Raw genomic sequence first — 22,325 nt, forward strand, 5'->3', positions numbered from 1 at the left:
CAGTATGAAAAACCTGAAAACACCCAAATTAACAGTTGTAGGCGCAGGTCCCGGCGATGTTGAACTGATTACACTTAAAGCAATCAAGGCGCTAAAATCTGCCGATGTAGTTCTGTACGATGCCCTGGTCAATGAAGAATTATTGCAGTACGCCGAGCAGGCCGAAATTATTTTTGTTGGGAAACGTTTAGGTTGTCATGCCTATACGCAGGATCAGATTAATGAATTGATTGTTTCGATGGCCAACAGTCACGGACATGTAGTGCGTTTAAAGGGTGGAGATCCCTTTGTTTTCGGAAGAGGAAGTGAAGAAATAGAATATGCAGAAAAATTTGGACTGGAAACAGCAGTTGTTCCGGGAATTTCATCCGCTTTAGGTGTTCCTGCTTCGGTTGGAATAAGTTTGACACAGCGTCAGATAGCCGAAAGTTTTTGGGTAATTACAGGTACAACTTCCAATCATGAATTGTCGAAAGATGTACATTTAGCCTCAAAATCAGCCGCTACAGTTGTAATTTTGATGGGCATGCATAAGTTAGATCAGATTATTTCGATTTATAAAGAAAACCGCACAGATGATTTACCTATTGCCATTATTCAAAACGGAACAAAAAATTCCGAGCAGAAAGTAGTGGGAACCATGAGTTCAATTGCTAAATTAGTATCCGAAAAGAATATTTCATCTCCGGCCATTATTGTGATCGGGGAGGTAGTGAAAAACAACTCCAAACTGACATCCTATTTTCAGGAACATTTTGAAGATGAATTTATTTTTCAAAATTTAAATTTAAAGTAATGATCGAGATTAAATATTTTGGAGCTGTTGCCGAAAAGACGAAATGCGCTTTCGAGAAAGTACCTTCTTCGAATATTTCACTGCAGGATTTATTGCAGGATTTAGAAGAGAAGTACCAATTGGATTCCATGGCTTTCAGCGTTGCAGTTAATCAGAAAATAATTCCAAAACAAGCCGCTTATCAATTACAGACAAGTGATATTGTTGCCTTATTGCCACCCTTTGCCGGAGGTTAAAAAAGAATAGTATGAATGCACCGATGCGTTATAACAGACAAATTATTCTCCCTGAAATTGGAGAAAAAGGGCAGGAGAAACTAGCCAAAGCCAAAGTTTTAGTCATTGGTGCAGGGGGTTTGGGAGCGGCTGTTCTTCCGTATCTGGCTGCAGCCGGAGTGGGTGAAATTGGCATTGCAGATCATGATGTGATTGAAATCTCAAACCTGCAAAGACAGGTCATTTATACCACAGCTGCAGTAGGAAAATATAAAGCGGATGAAGCCAAATTGATGTTAGAAGCACTAAATCCATTAGTGAAAGTCAATTCGATTGCAGAAAGATTAGCAGCATACAATGCCATTTCGTTATTTGAAAATTATGATATTATAGTCGATGCAACAGATAGCCTGGCGATAAAATACCTGATCAACGATGCGTGTCTGCTGACCAATAAACCAATGGTGTATGGTTCTGTTTTTAGATTTGAAGGACAGATTTCTGTTTTCAATTATCAAAACGGACCCACTTACAGATGTCTCTTTCCGGAGGAAAACAGCCTGTCGGCAAATTGCAATGACGCGGGAGTAATCGGAATTTCAGTTGGGATTATCGGTCTGTTACAAGCCGGTGAAGTCCTAAAAATGATTCTGGGAACAGGAGAAGTGTTGAGTGGTAAATTGCTGGTGTATAATATTTTGAATAACGAACAGCAAAAGTATGGCTTCGAAAAAAACAATGATTTCAGGATCGACAGCATAGCTTTTGAAGAAAAATATAAAATTGAAGAAGACAATAATGAAATTGAAGCCGAAAGGATTTTAAACCAGATTGATCTTGAAGATGTACTTTTTTTAGACGTTCGAAACCCGAATGAACTTCCGGAAATAAGACTGAAAAACAGTATTCAGATTCCCCTGATCGAATTAGAAAAGGAGATTCAAAATTTAGACCGGGATAAAACCATTTATATTTTCTGCCAGTCCGGAATAAGAAGTAAAATGGCATTGGAAATCCTCCTGAAAAATAACTTCAAAAAAGTACAAAGTATCAAAGGAGGAGCTGTAGTTTTAAATCAATTATTAAAAAAAGAAAAAGCCTTAACATAAAAACAATTGAGAATTAAAATGCATTGGTAACAAAAAGAATTAGTGCGAATTCGTGTAATTTGTGGCAAAAAAAAAATCAATCTAATCAATGTAATTCGTGGCAAAAAAAACAATCAAATCAAGCCAATCTGTGGCAACAAAATAAAAGGGCACAATTAAAATAATTAGATTTTGCGTTATTGAATAGAAATAATTAGTGATAATTCGTGCCATTCGTGGCAAAAAAAAATAAACAATGAGTAAAAATGTATTTATAGAAGGACCCATTTCTCCTGAATTTATTGCAGAATCGATCGCCAAACACCAGTCGAAACACACGATCGGGGCGCACAATATTTTTCTGGGACAGGTTCGCGCAGATGTGATTCACGAGAATACCGTTGCAGCTATCGATTACTCGGCGTATACAGATATGGCAAACGAAGCCTTACATACCATTCGGGAGAAAGCTTTCGCTAAATTCGATTTGACCTGTATGCATATTTATCACAGTTTAGGTATCGTAAAAGCCGGAGAAATCTGTTTGTTTGTATTCGTTTCGGCTACAAGGCGCAAACAGGTTTATGAAGCTACAGAAGCTGTCGTCAACTGGATAAAAACAGATGTGCCGATTTTTGGTAAGGAAATTTTTGAAAACGGTGCTTTCACCTGGAAGCAAAATACCTAAGAAATGGTAGATATTACACATAAAATAAATACATTACGTGCTGCAACTGCAACTGCAATTGTAAAAGTAAGCAAACAGGAAACGATTGATGCCGTAGTAAATAACCTGGTTCCGAAAGGGAATGTCTTGGAAATGGCCAAAACGGCCGGTTTGTTTGCGGTAAAAAACACGCATTTGTCCATTCCGGATTGCCATCCGATTCCAATCGAATTTACGTCTGTTGCTTATAAAATCGAGGAATTAAGCATTCAGATTATTTTCGATGTCAAAACCGTTTACAAAACCGGAGTAGAGGTTGAAGCCATGCACGGTGCCTCTATCGTGGCACTTACGATGTACGATATGCTAAAGCCAATCGACAAGGAAATCGAAATTTCGAGCATCAGATTAGTTCAGAAGGAAGGCGGGAAATCGTCTTTTAAAAATAAATTTCCAAGCATAATTAGAGCAGCCGTTTTTGTTTGTTCCGATTCCGTTTTTGCAGGTGATAAAGAAGATCGTTCCGGAAAAATCATAGTCGAAAAACTAACTTCCTACGGAGTAGAAACCGGACATTATGAAATCATTCCGGATGAAATTGATGTTATTCAGGAAAAGGTTAAAGCGTTCACCAAAGAGCACCAGCTCGTTATTTTTACAGGCGGAACAGGTTTGTCTCCGCGGGATGTGACACCGGAAGCTTTGTCTCCGTTATTGGAGAGCAGAATTCCGGGTATCGAAGAAGCCATTCGTAATTATGGACAGCAGCGCACCCCGTATGCGATGTTGTCAAGAACAGTGGCAGGAACCTTAGGTAAAAGTGTCGTTTTGGCCTTACCGGGTTCCACCAATGGCGCAAGAGAATCCATGGATGCTGTTTTTCCGCATTTGCTGCATGTTTTTCATATTTTAAAAGGTAAAAATCATGATTCCCTCTAACACGATTTTAACGGATGATTTTGGGCGAAAACACAATTATTTGCGTATTTCGCTCCTGGAGAAATGCAATCTGCGTTGTACATATTGCATGCCTGCTGACGGAATTGCCTTATCTCCCAAAGCAAGTTTAATGACTGCCGATGAGATTTTCTCCATTGCCAAAATCTTCGTCGAAAATGGTGTGGACAAAATAAGGTTAACAGGAGGAGAGCCGCTTTTGCGAAAAGATTTCCCGGAAATTATTTCCAAATTAGCCACGTTAGGAACTGCACTTTCCATTACCACAAACGGAATCTTAATCGATCGGCATATAGCTGTTTTAAAGGAATTTAAAGTCAGAAACATCAATCTGAGCCTGGATACGCTGGTTTCGTCTAAATTTCATACTGTAACACTTCGAAATCAGTTTGAGAAGGTAATTGACAATCTGCATTTGCTGCTGAATAATGATTTTAAAGTAAAAGTAAATGTCGTTTTGATGAAAGATTTTAATGAAAATGAAATTGGCGATTTTGTCCGGTTAACAAAGTTTTTGCCGCTATCGGTTCGTTTTATTGAGTTTATGCCTTTTGCCGGAAACGAGTGGGACAGCAGTAAAATGGTTTCCCAAAGCGAAATTCTGTCAGAAGTGGCGAAAGTCTTTTCTTCAGAAGAAATCCAGAAGCTGGAAGATGAAAAAAACTTTACGGCCAGAACCTTTAAAATAAAAGATTTTCAGGGTGATTTCGGAATCATAAGCTCTATTACCAATCCGTTTTGTGATGGCTGCAACAGAATTCGTCTTACGGCAAACGGAAAAATTAAGAACTGTCTTTTTTCGAATTCAGAAACGGATTTACTGACGCCTTTACGAAATGGTGAATTGATCACCAGCCTGATCTCGGAATCGATCCGGAATAAAAAGAAAGTAAGAGCAGGAATGGTGACTATTGAAGAAATGAATGATCCTTCACTTCATTTCGATAACCGCAGCATGATTGCGATTGGAGGATAATTTCAACTTCCACAAATAACAAATAGAGGTATAAAAAAAGGTTCAACTTTAAGAAGTCAAACCTTTCTGTTCATTATTTTTTCTTTTTCGCTTTTGCTTTTTTCTGAGATTTAGCTTTCTTTTTGGCTATTTTTTTCGCTTTCGCTTTATCCTTCGCTTTTTTCGCTTTATCTTTTTTCTTAGCAGCAGCTTTTAGTTTTGCTTTTTTAGCTTTCTCTTTCTTTTTGTCTTTTTTAGCCTCATCTTTTTTCTTAGCTAATTTCTTTTTTTCCTTGTCCTTGTCCTTGTCTTTCACTTTTTTCTTCTTTTTATCTGTTGATTTATCTTTCTTACTTTCTTCTTTTGAAGTGGTTTCGATAGTTTTTTCTTCTTTTGATTCAATAACGTCCTTTATTACTTCAGGTTTTATGGTTGAAACCGGAGCGGTAACTTTTTTTGCCGGAGCTCTTCGAACTGTAGGTTTCGGTGTAGTAGTTGCGGCTGTTTTTGTCGTTGCTTTTGGTGTTGTGGTCGTTGCTGCGGCAGTTGTTGGTTTAGCCGGAACAGCTTTACGAACGGGCGTTTTTGCAGGCGGTGTAGTTACAGTTTTTTTATCTTCTGCAACGGGCTGAATATTTTCAGGTGTTGTTGAATCGATTTTTTCAGGAGTAATTTCTCCGTTGTTGTTTTCCATGTTAAAGTCCTTTTAGATAAGAATGATTTCTAATGTAACTAAATTGTTAAGTGATTGTTAAGTAAAGATAATCATTAAACAAGTCTTCCAATGTTAAGTTTTTGGGTAAATTTTTAACTTAAGTGTTTGAAATTAAATCGTTTGACTTTTTGCCTAAAAATAAAAAGTAAAATCTCTTAACAATTCTACATGAAAAAATGGAGGAAATTGCTGTATAATTGTGAATTTTGAGTTGTGAGTTGTGAGTTTTGGGTTATGAGTTATTTGTTATTTGTTATGAGTTGTGAGTTGTGAGTTGTGAGTTATGGGTTGTGAAAAGTAAAGTTTGGAATTTGGAATTTAAAAATTGGAATTTAATAGGTGTAGTATTAATTCCTGACAATTTCCAGAATTCTGAAGTTACTTTTAGGGGCTTCGCAAAGGGAGCAGCAGTACGTTTCGGGTAAATCGGAAAACAGTACACCTTTCGGAATTCCCTGGCTTTCTTCTCCGAATTCTGATTTGTAAAGCGTTAAACATTCCTGGCATTGATAAACATCCGGTTGTGGTTGCTCTTTTTTCTGTGGATTTTCTGTTGTCTCGGTAACGGAAGTCCCGAGTTCTTCGAAATATTTCCGGCTTAATTCGATTAAAATAGTCGGCAGTTCGAGTTTATCAATATCCTGCGAATGCACTATATATTCACGTGTATTGGGATCAAAATTTTTTGCAAACAATATATTATAGGTATCCCTGATTTTAATGGAAGCTAAATCTTTTGGCAACTCATTTTTTTCGACCACAATCGAGGTAAAGTAATGTCCTTCACGATTGTATTCTGACAAGCCAAAAGTCAGTCCGTAAGTGCTGATATCAAACTGATCGAGCGTACGAACCAGAAAAGTTTTAAGATTCAGTGCCCATTCCATTGCCACAGGGAGATGCCAGTTCAGTTCTAACAGCGAATGACGTACATTGATTCCTTTTTTGCCTAAGAATTTTTCCCATTCTAATTTTCTATCCTTCGGAATTCCTTTTACAATAAAGGATTTCCAGGGCGTAATGCATATTTTCCCGATTTTGCAGTCAAAACACAAATCGCACATTTGTTTCAGGAAATCCAAATCGTATAAATTGTTACGCCAGTACAAGCCCAGCCAATACTGATCAATTCCCATTCTGTTCATTCCTTCATAATACGGGAAAGGATAAAACGGAACATTCAGAGGTTGGTCAATCGTTCTGTTGTTGGTATCTAAAGCTTCGCTGACCAGACTAAAAATAAGGTCAATACCAATTGATTCTTCGGCTGTGATTCTTTCAATTTCGTAATAAAACCGGGCAATATCCCAACTATAAATCAAAACCGGGTAGACTTCCATGCGTTCCCATTTGGGTAACCGAATGTACAGATACCAGTAATCTTCATGCTCAGAGGCAATAAAATTAAGATGTCCGGTGAACAAGGGCACCAATTGCTGTTTAGGGTCTGTAATGTTGACTTTAAGTTTGGGCTGTTCCTTGAACTGCTCTAAAATATACAAATACCGATTTCCCGTCAGCCAGCTGGTATTTCTGAAAATATCCGTAGAAACATACGAAGAAACGATATTATTCCCGCTTTTCTGGTCCGGAAATACAAAATGATGTTTCCCTGTTTTCTCTTTTTCCAAAGGCTGAATGCCCTTCGGGAAAATAATATCCTGCCTGGAACCAAACGAAATGGATTCCAAACCCTGATCCATAGCCATGTGCACTACTTCTCTCAATTCTCCCGGGGATATTACGCCTCCTTTTACTATTAGTCTTGTTAGTTCCATGTTTTTTGTTTCAGGTTTTTTTTGTTTCACTTCTCAGTCTCAGTCTCAGTCTCGGTCTCGGTCGCAGTCTCGGTCGCAGTTTTCATTCTCGCGGGATACTGTGACTGAAAACTGAGACTGAGACTAAAAACTAACGAGTTTTCGCCAAAATCTCCTTGACTTCTGTTTTACAGCTTCCGCAGCCTAATCCTGCGCCGGTGTTTTTACATAAATCGGTAAAATCAGTGACACCGCTTTTTATGGTTTCTTCTATATTTCCGACTCCGACCTGACTGCAGGAACACACTAATTTTCCTAAGACAGGCTTGGCAGTTGAACTTCCCCTGAGCAGTAAATTTCGTTTGTCGGATAATTCTATTTTACTTTCAATCATCGTTTTGAATTCGGCAAACTCATTTTTATCTCCCATTAAAATCGCGCCCACCAGCAAATCATTTTTAACGATGCATTTTTTGTAATAGCGTTTCTTTAAATCGGTAAAAATTATTTCTTCATACGAATCATCATTTTCCGGAATTTCAATAGCACCAATACTGCATAAATTGATGTCTTCCAGTTTTAAAATATTCATTAAAACGGAACCTTTATAATAACTGCTGATATCGCCGGCCAGAAAGTTGGCCAGAACATCTGCCTGCTCTTCGGCAGCAGAAGTGATTCCGAATAATTTGTTTTCGAATTCAGCAATTTCCCCAATCGCAAAAATATCCGGATTTGAAGATTGCAGATACTGGTTTACTTTTATACCACGCCCGCAGGAAAGTCCGGTTTCGCGTGCAATTTCAATATTGGGAATTGTTCCGATGGTGTAAACAATAGCGTTGGCGGTTATAATTTTGCCACTTTTTAATGCAATTTCCAGTTCGTTGCCACGATCGGTTTCAAAAACAGTGCTTACTTCATTATCAAAATAAATCTGAATGTCACGTAGCTGTACTTCTTCGGCCAGTAATTTACTTGAAATCCGGTCTAACTGGCGTTCCATCAATCGTGAAGCTCTCTGGATAATAGTGATTTTTACCTTTTTATGCTTTAAGGCCGCCGCTAATTCCAGACCAAGTAAACCACCACCAATAATGACGACATGCTGTTCTTCAGCCGGCAGTCCCGTGTTGTCCAGATACGTTTTTAATCGGTCGGCGTCTTCCTTTCTTCTTATGGTAAAACGTCCCGGAAGATGTAACTGTGCATTCTCAGGAACAAAAGGCCGGCTTCCGGTCGCAAGAATAAGGGAATCGAAATCGTGCAGGTTTCCGTAACTGTCCAGAATTGTTTTTTCGGCGGAATTTATTTTGTCAATCGCAACACCGGCTTTCATGGTGATGTTGAGTTTTTGCAGTGCAACGCCATCCTTTACTTTTAGCAATTGCTCCCACGAAAATTCTCCGGTCATGTATTCCGGAAGTAGGACCCGATTGTAAAACGGATTTATTTCATTTGAAAAAACAATAATTTCATCTGTTGTATTGAATTCGCGATAGTTCTGAATGAAACGGAAAGATGCAGCTCCGGCACCCACAATAGCAATTTTCTGAAAGGGTTTTACATATTTGCTGATTGCTACAGTCGTATATTTAAAATCAGGTTCCTTAGAAACCGGATCGACGACTGTATTGGTTAAATTATTGGTTCTGTTCAGATCATTTTCAAGCTGTTTTCCCCAGTGCATGGGCAGAAAAACAACCTTTTCCCGGATGGAATCGGTTACTTTTGCTTTGACACGAACTTCACCGTTTTTACTGGATACCATTACGATATCCCCATTTTTAATGTCGTTCTTAAAAGCATCAATCGGATTAATTTCCAATACCGGACTCGGCGTATGCGTCAGTAAACGCGATACTTTTCCGGTTTTGGTCATCGTATGCCACTGATCGCGGACTCTTCCCGTGGTCAGGATAAAAGGGAATTGCGCATTGGGCTGTTCCGAAGTATTTTCAATAGCCGTTGGTAGATTGAAAATTGCTTTTTGTGAAGGGGTATAAAACTTTTTATCGGTAAAAAGACGTGGCGTTCCGGGATGTCCGTAATCCGGAACAGGCCATTGAAAAGTGCCTTCTGTTTTTAAGCGATGGTAGTTTAGGAAGGAGATATCGATATTGGTATTTTTGGTAAGAGCGCAGTGTTCTTTATAGATTTCTTCGGCACTGTTGAAATTGAATCCGTGGAAATTCATTTTTTTAGCAAAACGAATTAAAATTTCAATATCCGGAAGTGCTTCGCCCGGTGCGTTGATTCCTTTTGGCAAATAGGAAATGCGACGCTCCGAATTGGTCATCGTTCCTTCTTTTTCCAGCCAGCCAGCAGCCGGAAGCAGCAAATCGGCAAATTTGGCGGTATCGGCCTTATGTGAAATATCCTGAACCACTACAAATTTGGCGTTCTGAAGGGCTTTTTCGATACGACGTGAATCTGGTAAACTTACTAAGGGATTGGTGCAGATGATCCAGACGGCTTTCATTTTGCCTGATTCCAGCGCCTCAAACATTTCTGTTGCAGTTAAGCCCGGCCGGTCTGAAATTGAATCCACTCCCCAGAAATCAGCAACTTCTTTGCGATGCTCCGGATTGGCAATGTCTTTGTGTGCGGCCAGTAAGGTTGCCATGCCGCCTACTTCGCGTCCGCCCATCGCATTGGGTTGGCCTGTCAGCGAAAATGGTCCTGATCCGGGTTTTCCTATTTGCCCTGTTAATAACGATAAATTGAGCAGTGCCGTGTTTTTATCTACCCCGACAGCGCTCTGATTAAGTCCCATGGCCCAGAGCGAGATAAAGCCCTTTGCTTTTCCGATGATGTCAGCGGCAAGTTTGATATCGCTGACGGAAATGCCGCAAAGTTTGGAGGCTTTTTCCAAAGAAGTGCTTAAAACTAATTCTTTATAGGCTTTGAAATTTTCAGCATTGTTTTTTACAAAGTCATGATCGACATGCCCTTTTTCGATGATGCGCTTGGCAATGGCATGGTATAAAATAATGTCAGAGCCGGGAATAATCTGCAAATGCAAATCAGCGAAAGCAGCAGTATCGGTTCGTCTCGGATCAATAACAATGATTTTTATTTTTGGATTTTTCTCTTTGTGTTTTTCGATTCTTCGGAACAAAATCGGATGACACCAGGCCGGATTGGCACCTGTAATCAGAAAAGTATCGGCCATTTCAATATCATCATAGGCAATCGGTACGGAATCTTCTCCAAAGGTTTTTTTATAACCTACCACTGCCGAACTCATGCAGAGCCTCGAGTTGGTATCGATATTATTGGTTTTAAGAAAACCCTTTACGAGTTTATTGACCAGGTAATATTCTTCGGTTAAACACTGGCCGGAGATATAAAAACCAACGCTGTCCGGTCCGTGTTTTTTTATAATCGACGAAAAAACTGCCGCAGCTCGGTCAAGCGCAGTGTCCCAGCTTACGCGTTCGAGCGGATACGATTTGCTGCCGCGCATTTCCGGATATAAAATCCGGTCTGAAGTATCGTTTACTACGTAATGCAGATTCATTCCTTTCGAACATAACATTCCTTTGTTGACAGGATGCTCTTTATCGCCCGTGACCATTACGCCATTTTTAGCGTCGTTGGTCACGATAATACCGCAGCCAACGCCACAATACGAACAGGTAGTTTTGATTTTGGTATTTTGCATTAGAACTCGTTTTTGAATACTGGTAAATGAATTTCTTTATCTAAGATGATTCACGTATAATGATGTAAACAAAAATAAGTATTTTTACGTATAAATACGTATTTTGTGAATTTAATTTTTAAATTTTACGACAAAAAAAATCTCCTTTGTCCTAACAAAGGAGATTTAATAATCCGGATGTATTTTTATATTTTATTTCGTAAAAGTAAAGATTCAGGATTTACAGAAAATCTTAACCAACAAGTTTTGTTATTCCGCTATTGATATCAATTTCAGCAAAATTGTGTTTTCCCATCACGATAAGAAGTTTGTTGGTATCATTATAGCCTACATACCTTATTTGGGGTTCTCCACGTTTTGGTGTTCCACAAACAGAAATTACATTGGTCTGCCATTTCAATTTGTTGCTTTTGTAAGCAGATATGGTTTGTAAGTCATTTTCAACATAGTAAATAATGTTGTTTTTTTTAATTCCTCGTTTTTGTGTTTTTGCAAAATTTATTTCTGAGCCTTTTGAAATTAAGGCATCATTGTATTTTTGAGGAATACCAGGTTGAGTTACAATAAAAGTAAGCATGGAAAATTTTAAAAATTGTTTCATAGGATAGAATTGGGGGTTCATAATCGCTTCAAATATAACTAATTAAATCAAATAACAATTTTTTAGGCAGGTAAAAAAAATACCCTTTTCAAAAAATATGAAAAGGGTAAAATAGATGTGTTAATTTTGAAGAAAAACTATTTTTTCCAGGTAAAAATTCTTGGATTTACAGAAATCATCAACCATGCCCAATTGTTGGTATGACTGGCGTCCCCGGTTTTTAAGTACTCTAAAGTCTTAGAACCAAACATTTGTGAATATCCTCCTGTTAATGTGATTTCTTTTTTGAAATTAAAGCCGACAGTAAAGTCAATTTCAGTTCCTAAGTAAGAATCAAGTTTTTCTACAGGTGTAATTACGTCAGCAGCAGCTAAGAATACGTGCGGCATCAAAGCAAATTGCCATTTGTTTACATTGTAATTTAGTTTTAAAAAGGCATCCTGTAAACCGACATTGTTTAAATGGCCTCCGCCTACATAAAAATAATCCATATAACCATTAAAACCATGGTTCGTTCCAAAAATCGGATTAAAAGATTTAATAACAGTGCTTCCGTCAGTAGTATTTTTTCCGGATAAGAATTCATACCCAACACCAGCTTTAAACGACTGGGTTATATTGTAACCGAAATTTGCAGCGGCATTCCACGCACTTACTTGTCGGTCTGTACTTTTTCCGGTTTGTCCGTACACCCAAAAATTAGCATCTATTTTATCCGTTTTATAAGTTAAATAGGGTCCGAAAGTTTGTTTGTAATCAACGAGTAGTTTTTTATCGATATTGGCATATTCATATCCTGTATTCAATGCTAGAAAACTAACTCCTAATTTATCTAAGTTAGCATGGTACCAGGCATATTGCAGGGCTTTATAATTTGCTACAGTATAGGGCGTCTGAAAAGTATTTTCTGCATCAGAATTATACGCCCCTCCAAAATCCAGTTGTTGTTTTTCAGTATGAAAAGAAAACGTTAAGGCATCATGGCTTTGTGCCTGCTGTCCCCAATCCTGTTCCCCTAAAATACGCTGATTATCATAGGAAAGTACCTGACGCCCCATTCTGGCACTCCATTTTTCTGTTAAATCATATTGCGCCCATGCTTCAAAAACAGCAATGCCGTTTTTGTCAGCGGTTGCAGTAGTGGCAACATCTCCCCAGGTTCTGGTATTTTGTAAAGTCAGTTTTACCGTAAACTGATCTTGTTTATAATTAAAATTTAATCGGGAACGCTGTGAAATTTGTGAAGTACCTTCCTGTCCTTCAGGTAAAAGCGTTTTATATCCGTTTCTATATTCAAAACGCGGCCTTATCTGTAAGTTTACATCTAATTCCTGAGCCTGAACTTCGAAGCCTGTTCCTGCCAGTAATAAAATAAGTAATTTTAGTTTTTTCATGGGTATTTGGTTTAATTCCGGGGCAAATTTAGAAGTTTAAATGATTTTTTACGGATAAAAATTACAAGTTTTTACTTTTTATTGTACTTATTGTCTGTCAATCACCTTTGCTAAAACAGGTTGTTTTTCATTCATAATTTTAGTGATGGTATAGTGCATCCAGATCAGGCAAATCGCTGAAAAAATTAATATAAAAATCCATGAACTGGACCAGATTCCGGTGGCAGTCAGTAAGTATCCGAAAATTATGGGACCGAAGAAACCACCGAGACCCCCAATCATGCCTACCATACCGCCCACAACGCCGACTTCCGTAGGGAAATATTCGGGGATATGTTTGTATACGGCTGCCTTTCCGATTCCCCATGATATTCCGATTAAAATGACCAGCACGAGGAAAACCCACATATTGGCATCAAACTTAATGACGGTGATTCCTTTGGCCAGGAGCTCTTTTTTCTTAACGATTTGATTTTGTGCTACAACAACCTGCTGCCACGAGCTGCTGGTTGGGAAAATTGAATTTTCGGCCTCGTTTTCATTTTGCTGTGCAACCGCAAATTCAGTTTCACCAATCTTAATTTTCTCTTTGGAAACAGCGGTAACAGTTCCTTTTTTAGTTGCCAGAACGCCGGGCCCTGTAGTTGTAATTTCCATTTTCGGAATCATCAGTAAAGCGCTTAAAATAACAGAAGAACTTAAAACCCAGTACATGACTTTTCGGGCACCGAATTTATCCGATAAATAACCTCCGAATGCTCTGATAACACCGGAAGGCAAACTGAAAAACGTTGCAAACAAACCGCCCATTACCAAACTGGTCTGATACACATTCATGAAATTGGGCAACAGCCATTGGGAGTACGCCACAAAACAGCCGAAGACTAAGAAATAGTAGGCTCCAAATCGCCAGACGCGGGCGCTTTTTAAAGACTGCAGCATTTGGGAAACTGTTTTGGTATGGTTCTCTATTTTTTTGTTTTTGGCGAAAATTAAAAAGGCGACTCCAATGACAAGAAGTGAAACAGCATAAATTACAGGAAGTATTTTCCAGCCATTTTGCGGATCTTCTATCGAAAAGTGATTTAATAAGGAAGGCGCTAAAAAAGTCGTTATGGCGGCACCCGCATTCCCCATTCCGAAAATACCTAACGCGCGGCCCTGCCATTCTTTCGGGTACCAGATAGAAGTATATCCGATTCCGACCGCAAAGCTGGTGCCAACCATTCCGAAAAAGAAACTAAGTAAGGCGAACATAAAAAAACTATCCGCCAGGGGAAGCAAAAACAGCGGAATGGAGCAGAGGAGTAGCAATAGCGAGAAAACATATTTCCCGCCATATTTATCGGTCAGGATTCCGATGGGCAACCGCATGATGGAACCGGTCAGAATCGGAATGCCAAGCAGCCATCCTACCTGTACAACGCTCCAGTGGAAAATACCGTTATCGACCAAAAAAGTAACCAATACGCCATTTAGAGTCCAGCATGCAAAACAGACAGTGAAGGCCAAAGTATTCAGAAATAGAATCTTGTGTGATTGTGATAAAGGGTTTGTGTTTTTCATAGTACTCAGATTTGTTTGATCAAATATAAGTACTATGTAAGTATTAATACGTATTTATTGTTAAGTATTTTTATCTAATTTGATAGATTTGCCAACATCATAAAATTGATTCCGTATTTTGTTAAAACACTATTTTTAAAAGGTGATTTTTATCTTTTAAACAGAAATTACAGGAGCGAATATTCCGTTGCTTTATTCGAAAGTTCCATTAAATTCTTCACTTTCAGCTTTTTCATCAAATTAAAGCGATGCACTTCGGCGGTACGTTTGCTAATGTCAAGGGCTTCCGCGATTTCTTTGTTCCCCTTTCCGGATAATAAAAGTGTCAGGATTTCTTTTTCCCTTTTAGTAATCATCATTTCTTCACCTATTGTTTGCTTCGGTTCTAAGGAGTTCGAGGAGTTTGTCAACTGATTGATCAGGATAGACGAAATATCCCCGCTAAAATATTTTCCACCTAAGGCTACGGTATGTAAGGCTTTTAAAAATTCTTCTTTGCTTGAACCTTTCAGTAAATAACCGTCTGCTCCGGCTTTGATGGATTTTAGTACGTATTCTTCAGATTCATGCATCGAAAGCATAATAATTTTTACATTGTTATTATTGTTTCTAAGTTTTTCTACTACTTCAATGCCCGTCAGGTTAGGCATACGAATATCTACTATAAGTAAATCCGGTTGGGTAGCTGCTATTACTTCAAGAGCATCGGCCCCGTCAATAGCTTCTCCCACAACCTCAATGTTTGCTTCGTTTTCCAGTAAAGATTTTATTCCATCTCGTACAAATACATGATCATCTGCAAGAACTACCCGAATTATATTTCCCATCTTTTACTTAATTTTGATTCTGAATGTTTACGTATTTTCATCTAAAGAAGATGCTAAGATACGTAATTTTTGAATTGGAAAATTTGATAATGTGGCGATTAGATAATTTGATAATTAGATAATTTGATAATGGGATAATTTGATAATGGGATTATTGGAGGATTGGAAATGATTAAATGAAAATCAAAAAAAAACAATCAATTCGACATTATAAAATTGCATACCTAAAAAATGACCGACACCTAAAAACAACTAATCATGTAATTATCTAATTGTCAAATTATCTAATTATCAAATTCTCAGATCGGTATATTAAAAGTAATCCTCGTCCCTTCACCCGGAATAGATTTGATGAAAACACGTCCGTTAATGTATTGAACCCTTTCTTTCATAAATAATAATCCCATTCCGGATTCGCTGTTTCGCTTTTTGTCAACAGCTGTAATGTCAAAACCTTTTCCGTTGTCATCGACGATAATACTTAGTAAAGTCTGGCTGTGCGAAAGCTGTACAATAATATGGGAGGATTCGGCATATTTTATGGCGTTGTTGATCGCTTCCTGTGTCAGACGGTAAATATTAATCTCTATTAATGAATCCAAACGCTGGCTGAAATCCGTTTTGTTATAAAAGAGGATTTCTTTTCCGGTCAGTTTTGAAAGTTCCTGTGTCAGTTTCGAAAGGGATGAAACAATACCGTGATCGCTTAATTCGGGAGGCATTAAATTGAAAGTTGCCGTGCGTACCCCTTTGATGATGTCGAGAGATAGTTTTTTTAAATATTCAATTTTCTGGGCTGATTTTTCCTTATCCTCCAGGTTGATGCTTTCTAAACTGAATTTAAGCCCGGTAAGCATTTGTCCGATTCCGTCATGAATTTCTTTGGCAATCCGGTTCTGTTCGTTTTCCTGGTTTTCGACAATTCTGCTGGAGATAATCTTTTGCTGATTGATTTTTTCGGTGCTGTTTTCAATATTCAGGCGTTCCACTTCGCGCTGTGCTTTTTTGCGTTCCGTAATATTAAAACAAATGATTAAAAGTTCAGATTCTTCTTTTTTGATCGTGACCGGAACCATAGATAAATCCAGCCAGATATTTTGTCCTTCTTTATTAATGATATTCATTTCGCCCTGCCAGCCGCTGCGCTGCTTTTCAGAAATAAGGCGGTCCATGTTAAGCTGTTCCTTTTCATCTGTGGTTAAAACCTGGGAAAACGTTTTACGCGAAGAGAATTTGGTGTAATTTAAAAGTTTGGCAAATTTTTCCCCAATATGTATAATGGAGCCATCGGGAGCTATACGACAATACAAAAGCGTATTTTCCATGGCATAATTTAGTGACTTTAATTCTTTAACCGAGTTTTCTTTGATCTCACTAATGATTTCGGTATCGTAGGCCAGTTTTAAGGCTTTCTTTTCAGAAGTTAAAAGCTTGGCAATGAGTTTTTCTATTTTTTTATTGGTAGGTCTGAAGATGAAGAAAAACTCCATCAGCAGCACAAATAGCGTAAAAGCAAAAATCCAGTATTCTATTTTGCGTTGTTCGGTTACTTTTTCGTGGGCTTCAAGATCGTACTGGCTTACGATTTGGTTCATTTTCGAAAGAAAAGCACCTTCGTTTTTCAGGATATTCTGAACCAGTTTCTGATTAACTGCCGGATTGCGTTTGTTTTTTAAATTTAGCAGAAACAAATCGGTATCGCTTGTAATACTGCTGAAAATTGGATTGATATCGGCATATAATTGACGCAGCGTTTCGCTTTTTTCCTTTGGAAAAGCCAAGCTGTCGCTTCCATTTTCCAGTGCATTTTGAGTGGTTTTCCAAAGTTCCAAAACACTTTTTAAATGCGAAATTTGTTTGGCAGGTACTGTGTCGGAAACATAATGTAAAATCAATATCTCTTTAACAATTTTCTGGCTGAGCATTCTTTGCTTCCCCGAGATATTGATGATTTTAGAATCGCTCAGCTGCTGTTTTAAGTTGTACTGCACTAAAACCTGACTTAAAATAATGGTTATAGCAATAGTCCAAAGTGCAAAAAAATACAGACGGCGTAAATTTTTGAAGGTAATTTTATCCGCTGCTTCCTGATTGCTTTTTTTCATAAAAAATAAGTTACAACCCTAAAGACGCTTTTATTAAGTTTAGGTTTTCTTCAGAATAATTGATTTTCAGGGCTTCCTGGTGTCCTTTGTCAGACATTTTATCCCAGGTTTTTTTGATGATATTTTTTAGTTTCTCTTCATCGTGTTTGTGTACAAACGGATCAAGGTAATATTCTAAAAAAACCAGACAGATGATATCTTCCAGTAATTGTGTTTCGGCATCTTTTTTAAGTAATTTTTTTTCAATCAAAAAAGAAACACGATCAATAAAAGCCTGATCGTACCCTGCTTTTTCTAAAATTCCGGCAGTGGTTTTGGCATGAAATTTTTTCAGGTCTTCTCTCCATCTCAAATAACCCACACGATCCATTGGGTAGGATTCGCGTGCTACTTTCCATCGGCAGATATGCTGCGCTTTTGAAGCAATCTGAATTTCTTCGGAGGCTTCGGGTTCAAACTGCATCAGCCTTTCATACATCCTGTTGGAATACAGTAATTCTTTCGGATATTCGGTATTCTGATCGGATTCGATGTTAGGATCCTGAGCGTTTTCGGCATCAATCCACTCGCTTGCTTTTTGAAAAGGTGTATTCATTTTTTTGGTTAAATAATAGATTTCAAAGATACAGAATTAACTTGTTCGTGTAAATGTTTTGAAAATGTACTTTTATTGAAATTAGGAGCTGTGTTTTTTCCCGCAGATTTTGCAGATCAGGCAGATTACTTATAGCTTCCTCAAAAAAAAATCTGCAAAATCTGCGGGAAACAAAAGAATAGTTTCTACAGTTTTGTCATTTCGACGAAGGAGAAATCTTCATGAGTAACTCTGCAAAGATTAACACTTTCAACTAATATTTGCTTTTGATAATAGAGTTTCCTGCGAAGATTTCTCCTTCGTCGAAATGACAAGATTGTGTAAAATCAATCAATAAAACCAACAAACACTTCGTTATCCACCACTTTAACAGGATAGGTGGCAATTTTAAAATCGTCCCCGTTTAGGTTTGTTCCGTCGACCAGGGAAAAAGTTTTTTTATGCATCGGACAGGCAATTTTCGGGATGTCATCTGCAGATCCTGTCATGCCTCTGGCCAAAACCATTTCCATTTTATGCGGACAGGCATTCTGGCAGGCATACCATTCATTGCGGCGGGCGAAATTGAAAATGGCAATTTGTTTGTTCTTGTATTTAATACAGCCGCCGCGATTGGTTGGAAAGTCATCTACTGTACCGGCTTTGAACCAGGTTGTCGCATCACTTAGCTGTACGGTTTGGTATTGATTTAGGATTTCTTCCATTGGAATGTGTTTTTAAGTTCCTGTTTCTTACCTTCTTTTTACAATCAGCAGCTGATTAAGCAGTAAAAAGGAGGGTAAGAAAGGCAGCAAACATTTTTGATTTTTTTTCTTTTTTTTGGAGCTTTTACGACCAGGATTTTGGCATTTTCTGATCTCTTAAGGGAACAAAAACAATATTGTCATCTTTCTCGTCCGAGTTCACAAAATGGCTGAAACGCTTTAACAATCTTGGTTTTTCCAGAACTTGTTTCCATTCGCATTCAAAAGTGCCTACTAAAGCCGCCATTTCAGCTTCTAAAGTTTCGCAGATTCCGAGACTGTCTTCGATAATTACTTCTTTCAGATAGTCTAAGCCCCCGTCCAGTTTTTCCAGCCAGGTGGCAGTTCGAGTCAGCGGACCAGCGGTGCGGATGTAATACATTAAAAAACGATCCAGGTATTTGATAACGGTTTCCTTGCTGATTTGCTCTGCCAGTAAAACGGCATGTTTTGGGTTGGCACCTCCATTTCCTGCGATATATAAATTCCAGCCCCCTTCAACAGCAATTAGTCCGAAATCTTTTCCACGCGCCTCGGCACATTCGCGAATACAGGCTGAAACTCCGCCTTTGAGTTTATGAGGAGAACGGATTCCCTTGTATCGGTTTTCCAGTTCAATGGCAAATCCGGCACTGTCGTCCATTCCGTAACGGCACCAGGCATTTCCAACGCAGCTTTTTACGGCACGAAGTGATTTTCCGTAGGCATGACCGCTTTCAAAACCATTATCAATTAAAATTTTCCAGATTTTTGGCAAGTCGCTCAGATGTGCCCCGAATAAATCAACACGCTGGGCGCCCGTTATTTTGGTGTATAAATCAAATTGTTTGGCCACTTCGCCGATTACGATTAATTTCTCGGCAGTAATTTCACCTCCGGCCACTCTTGGCACTACAGAATAGGTTCCGTTGCGCTGAATATTGGCCAGAAACCGGTCGTTTGTATCCTGAGTGGTGACATGTTTATTGGCTGTATCGTTATAAATACTGGAGAAAATAGAAGCAATGACAGGCTTGCAGACTTCACATCCGTCACCTGAACCATGATGATCGATAACGTCGTAAAAGTTTTCGTATTTATTGATTTTTACCAGATCGAATAATTCCTGACGTGTATAATTGAAATGTTCACAAATCACATCTTTGACTTCTTTGCCTAAGGATTTTTGCGCCGCTTTGACCAGATCCGAAACCATAGGTTTGCAGCCTCCGCAGCCAGTTGTGGCTTTGGTTTGTTTCACAACATCTGAAAAACCGGAACAGCTTTCGTCCAGAATTTTGCAGCAGATGGCTCCTTTGGTCACATTTTCGCAGGAACAGATTACGGCGGTATCCGGCAAATCCATAACACTTCCTAATGAAGAGGCTTCAGCACCATCACGGGAACCTAAAATCAGGTCTTCCGGATTTTTGGGTAAAGCCATTGCATTGCTGAAAATCTGAAAAAGCGAATTATAATCGCTGGAATCCCCTACCAGTATTCCGCCCAGCAGGGTTTTGGAATCTTTGGTGACATTGATTCTTTTGTAAACACCGCTTAGTTTATTTTCATAAATAATAGCGGTAACATTTTCATTTTCTATAAAAGGATCACCAAAACTTGCCACTTCCACACCAATTAATTTCAATTGTGTAGACATGTCGATGGTTTCCCTCATGATTTTAGAACCCTTTAGGATTTGTTCGGCAGCCACATCGGCCATTTCGTAACCCGGAGCCACAAGTCCGTAAATGTTTTGATTGTAAAGTGCGGCTTCGCCAATCGCATAAATAGAAGGATCTGAGGTCTGCATCTGATTGTTTACCACAATTCCGCCTCGCAAACCAACTTCAAGTCCTGACACCCTGGCCAATTCGTCACGCGGTTTAATTCCGGCCGAAATAACCAGCATGTCCACTTTCAACAATTCATCATCGGCAAACATCATTCCCGTTATGCTTTCGTTTCCGTCAATATATTGGGTACTTTTATTAAGATGAATTCCGATGTTAAGTTCTTCGATTTTAGACTGAAGCATGTCACTGGCCCCTTTATCGAGCTGTCTTGGCATTAATCTTGGAGCAAATTCAACTACATGTGGGTTCAGGCCTAAATCTCTCACCGCTTTTGCTGCTTCAAGACCTAATAAACCGCCACCCAAAACTGCCGCTTCTGTTGCCCCTTTTAGTTTTATTTTTTTAGCGTACGCCATGATCGCATCCAGATCTTCGATGGTACGGTATACAAATACACCTTCTTTTTCTACGCCGTCAATAGGAGGGACAAAGGCAGAAGATCCGGTGGCCAGCACTAAGTAATCGTACTGATGTGTTTTCTCTAAGTGCGTATGTATAGTTTTATCTTCCCGATTAATATCAGTAATTAATTCAGAGGTGTTCAAGGTAATATGGTTTTCTAAATACCATTCGCTGGTGGATAGTGATAAGTCATCTGCTGTTTTTCCTCCGAAATATTCGCTTAAATGAACTCTGTCATAAGCACGCCTCGGTTCTTCACCAAATACGGTAATCTGATATTTTTCCTGTCCTGATTTTGCAATGAATTTTTCGCAAAACTTGTAACCCACCATGCCGTTTCCAACTACTATTACTTTAATCATCGCTTCTTTAATTAAGTATTACTACGCAAATATAAGTATTTATACTTATAAAAATACGTAGCAATGTTTGTTTTTTTAAAATTGAATGAATCATTAATTACGTATTTCAGCGTAATCTTTTACGTAGTACGGGTTGTGTGTACGTTTGAAAGGGGAGAATGTTTGTAAATTTGAAAAGATTCTAAATAAGAATTTCAAATAAATGTTGTAAATTCATAAGAATTTTACCGATGTTTTATATAGATAAGATCGTCTTAACATAAAATGCTATGAAGAAATCACTTTTAATACTGCTATTACTTTCATTGATAACAGGTTGTAAACCGACAGCCGGCAAAATTTCTGATACAAAAGAAACCACTTCTGAATACGGAACTCAGGAGGATCAAATGAAATATTACTTTACAGGAACCGGAAACGAACCTTTCTGGGGAGTAAAAATGGGAAAGGAAGGTATCGAATTTACATCTTTAATTACAGGGAAGGAGAAATTAATTTTTCCCGCGGAGGAAGCCATAAAAGCGATGGATGCCAATATAAAAATGTATAAAGTGGCTAATGCAACCGCAACCGCAACCATTTCGATTCAGCAGCTGGAATGCCAGAATTCGATGTCGGGAGCCATTTCTCCTTATAAAGTCTCCATTGAAATTAAAAATAATAAAGAGCTTACTTTTACAAAATTAGAAGGCTGCGGCAATTACAATACCGATTATCGTCTTCACGATATCTGGGTTCTGGAAGAACTAAACGGATTCAAAGTTTTTGTAACCGATTTTCAAAGGGAATTACCAAGAATCGAAATCAATTCTTCTGAAAATAAATTTATGGGTTACGGAGGCTGTAATGCAATCAGCGGCAGTATTTTTTATGAAAAAGACCTGTTGCGATTTTCAAAAGTAATTTCGACTATGATGGCTTGTGCGCCCGGAAATAAAGAAGGCGAATTTACCAAAGCGCTGCAAAGTACCACCACCTATTCAATCGAAAATCTGAGATTGACACTTTCTAATCCTTCCGGAAAACTTCTCGTTTTCAGGAAGGTCGATTAGCGTTTTTTTTGTTTTCACAAGTAAAG

At 38.4% G+C, this 22,325-nt stretch carries 18 protein-coding genes; 7 read left to right on the plus strand and 11 right to left on the minus strand.

The features are described from left to right. Positions 1–4 precede the first annotated feature (4 nt). The 6 genes from cobA (at position 5) to moaA (ending at position 4,699) form a co-directional block, all read left to right on the plus strand. Positions 5–796, plus strand: coding sequence for a uroporphyrinogen-III C-methyltransferase (gene cobA, locus LPB89_RS10045; RefSeq protein WP_230701612.1), 792 nt, complete (start codon positions 5–7; stop codon positions 794–796). Then, positions 796–1,032, plus strand: coding sequence for a MoaD/ThiS family protein (locus tag LPB89_RS10050; protein ID WP_230701613.1), 237 nt, complete (start codon positions 796–798; stop codon positions 1,030–1,032). Before cobA ends, LPB89_RS10050 begins: the two co-directional genes overlap by 1 nt. A gap of 11 nt (positions 1,033–1,043) precedes the next feature. After that, positions 1,044–2,120 (plus strand): HesA/MoeB/ThiF family protein, encoded by a 1,077-nt coding sequence (moeB, locus tag LPB89_RS10055; RefSeq protein ID WP_230701614.1) that lies wholly within the window; start codon positions 1,044–1,046, stop codon positions 2,118–2,120. 235 nt (positions 2,121–2,355) lie between these two features. Continuing rightward, positions 2,356–2,787, plus strand: coding sequence for a molybdenum cofactor biosynthesis protein MoaE (locus LPB89_RS10060; protein WP_230701615.1), 432 nt, complete (start codon positions 2,356–2,358; stop codon positions 2,785–2,787). A gap of 3 nt (positions 2,788–2,790) precedes the next feature. Continuing rightward, entirely contained in the window at positions 2,791–3,705 is a 915-nt protein-coding gene (gene moaCB / locus LPB89_RS10065) for a bifunctional molybdenum cofactor biosynthesis protein MoaC/MoaB (RefSeq protein WP_230701616.1), read from the plus strand. Continuing rightward, on the plus strand, positions 3,692–4,699 hold the full coding sequence (gene moaA / locus LPB89_RS10070; RefSeq protein WP_230701617.1) for a GTP 3',8-cyclase MoaA: 1,008 nt from the start codon (positions 3,692–3,694) through the stop codon (positions 4,697–4,699). Before moaCB ends, moaA begins: the two co-directional genes overlap by 14 nt. Positions 4,700–4,772: 73 nt before the next feature. Here the strand turns inward: moaA and LPB89_RS10075 are convergent, their stop codons facing one another. From LPB89_RS10075 to nirB, 11 genes are all read right to left on the minus strand, one after another. Continuing rightward, positions 4,773–5,372, minus strand: a complete 600-nt coding sequence (locus LPB89_RS10075; protein WP_230701618.1) for a hypothetical protein — start codon at positions 5,370–5,372, stop codon at positions 4,773–4,775. A 368-nt stretch (positions 5,373–5,740) separates the two neighbouring features. Next, on the minus strand, positions 5,741–7,171 hold the full coding sequence (locus LPB89_RS10080; protein WP_230701619.1) for a rubredoxin: 1,431 nt from the start codon (positions 7,169–7,171) through the stop codon (positions 5,741–5,743). Positions 7,172–7,301: 130 nt separating this feature from the next. Beyond that, positions 7,302–10,817, minus strand: coding sequence for a nitrate reductase (locus LPB89_RS10085; protein WP_230701620.1), 3,516 nt, complete (start codon positions 10,815–10,817; stop codon positions 7,302–7,304). 232 nt (positions 10,818–11,049) lie between these two features. Continuing rightward, entirely contained in the window at positions 11,050–11,418 is a 369-nt protein-coding gene (locus LPB89_RS10090; protein ID WP_230701621.1) for a hypothetical protein, read from the minus strand. A gap of 137 nt (positions 11,419–11,555) precedes the next feature. After that, complete coding sequence (locus LPB89_RS10095) at positions 11,556–12,812, minus strand: alginate export family protein (RefSeq protein WP_230701622.1); 1,257 nt, start codon at positions 12,810–12,812, stop codon at positions 11,556–11,558. Between the two features lie 87 nt (positions 12,813–12,899). Further along, a complete protein-coding gene (locus tag LPB89_RS10100) occupies positions 12,900–14,378 on the minus strand; it encodes a nitrate/nitrite transporter (RefSeq protein WP_230701623.1) in 1,479 nt (492 codons plus the stop codon). Positions 14,379–14,545: 167 nt separating this feature from the next. Beyond that, on the minus strand, positions 14,546–15,205 hold the full coding sequence (locus LPB89_RS10105) for a response regulator transcription factor (RefSeq protein WP_230701624.1): 660 nt from the start codon (positions 15,203–15,205) through the stop codon (positions 14,546–14,548). A gap of 299 nt (positions 15,206–15,504) precedes the next feature. Continuing rightward, entirely contained in the window at positions 15,505–17,310 is a 1,806-nt protein-coding gene (locus LPB89_RS10110; protein WP_230701625.1) for an ATP-binding protein, read from the minus strand. Between the two features lie 10 nt (positions 17,311–17,320). Further along, entirely contained in the window at positions 17,321–17,905 is a 585-nt protein-coding gene (locus LPB89_RS10115) for a DUF4202 domain-containing protein (protein WP_230701626.1), read from the minus strand. A 326-nt stretch (positions 17,906–18,231) separates the two neighbouring features. Next, the gene (gene nirD / locus LPB89_RS10120) at positions 18,232–18,609 is read right to left on the minus strand and encodes a nitrite reductase small subunit NirD (protein ID WP_230701627.1); all 378 of its coding nucleotides are present in this window, start codon (positions 18,607–18,609) and stop codon (positions 18,232–18,234) included. Between the two features lie 124 nt (positions 18,610–18,733). Next, positions 18,734–21,247 carry a nitrite reductase large subunit NirB gene (gene nirB / locus LPB89_RS10125; RefSeq protein ID WP_230701628.1) on the minus strand — a complete coding sequence of 838 codons (2,514 nt, stop codon included), beginning with the start codon at positions 21,245–21,247 and terminating at the stop codon, positions 18,734–18,736. 269 nt (positions 21,248–21,516) lie between these two features. On the opposite strand from nirB, the gene LPB89_RS10130 reads away from it, so the two are divergent. Next, a complete protein-coding gene (locus LPB89_RS10130) occupies positions 21,517–22,299 on the plus strand; it encodes an META domain-containing protein (RefSeq protein WP_230701629.1) in 783 nt (260 codons plus the stop codon). The last annotated feature ends 26 nt before the right edge of the window (positions 22,300–22,325 follow it).

It is taken from the genome of Flavobacterium sp. ENC (assembly GCF_020991415.1).
Classification (GTDB): domain Bacteria; phylum Bacteroidota; class Bacteroidia; order Flavobacteriales; family Flavobacteriaceae; genus Flavobacterium.

Bases quoted from the DNA above. Each gene is read 5' to 3' on its own strand.
- cobA (WP_230701612.1), top strand. From the start codon at position 5: ATGAAAAACCTGAAAACACCCAAATTAACAGTTGTAGGCGCAGGTCCC.
- LPB89_RS10050 (WP_230701613.1), top strand. From the start codon at position 796: ATGATCGAGATTAAATATTTTGGAGCTGTTGCCGAAAAGACGAAATGC.
- moeB (WP_230701614.1), top strand. From the start codon at position 1,044: ATGAATGCACCGATGCGTTATAACAGACAAATTATTCTCCCTGAAATT.
- LPB89_RS10060 (WP_230701615.1), top strand. From the start codon at position 2,356: ATGAGTAAAAATGTATTTATAGAAGGACCCATTTCTCCTGAATTTATT.
- moaCB (WP_230701616.1), top strand. From the start codon at position 2,791: ATGGTAGATATTACACATAAAATAAATACATTACGTGCTGCAACTGCA.
- moaA (WP_230701617.1), top strand. From the start codon at position 3,692: ATGATTCCCTCTAACACGATTTTAACGGATGATTTTGGGCGAAAACAC.
- LPB89_RS10075 (WP_230701618.1), bottom strand. From the start codon at position 5,372: ATGGAAAACAACAACGGAGAAATTACTCCTGAAAAAATCGATTCAACA.
- LPB89_RS10080 (WP_230701619.1), bottom strand. From the start codon at position 7,171: ATGGAACTAACAAGACTAATAGTAAAAGGAGGCGTAATATCCCCGGGA.
- LPB89_RS10085 (WP_230701620.1), bottom strand. From the start codon at position 10,817: ATGCAAAATACCAAAATCAAAACTACCTGTTCGTATTGTGGCGTTGGC.
- LPB89_RS10090 (WP_230701621.1), bottom strand. From the start codon at position 11,418: ATGAAACAATTTTTAAAATTTTCCATGCTTACTTTTATTGTAACTCAA.
- LPB89_RS10095 (WP_230701622.1), bottom strand. From the start codon at position 12,812: ATGAAAAAACTAAAATTACTTATTTTATTACTGGCAGGAACAGGCTTC.
- LPB89_RS10100 (WP_230701623.1), bottom strand. From the start codon at position 14,378: ATGAAAAACACAAACCCTTTATCACAATCACACAAGATTCTATTTCTG.
- LPB89_RS10105 (WP_230701624.1), bottom strand. From the start codon at position 15,205: ATGGGAAATATAATTCGGGTAGTTCTTGCAGATGATCATGTATTTGTA.
- LPB89_RS10110 (WP_230701625.1), bottom strand. From the start codon at position 17,310: ATGAAAAAAAGCAATCAGGAAGCAGCGGATAAAATTACCTTCAAAAAT.
- LPB89_RS10115 (WP_230701626.1), bottom strand. From the start codon at position 17,905: ATGAATACACCTTTTCAAAAAGCAAGCGAGTGGATTGATGCCGAAAAC.
- nirD (WP_230701627.1), bottom strand. From the start codon at position 18,609: ATGGAAGAAATCCTAAATCAATACCAAACCGTACAGCTAAGTGATGCG.
- nirB (WP_230701628.1), bottom strand. From the start codon at position 21,247: ATGATTAAAGTAATAGTAGTTGGAAACGGCATGGTGGGTTACAAGTTT.
- LPB89_RS10130 (WP_230701629.1), top strand. From the start codon at position 21,517: ATGAAGAAATCACTTTTAATACTGCTATTACTTTCATTGATAACAGGT.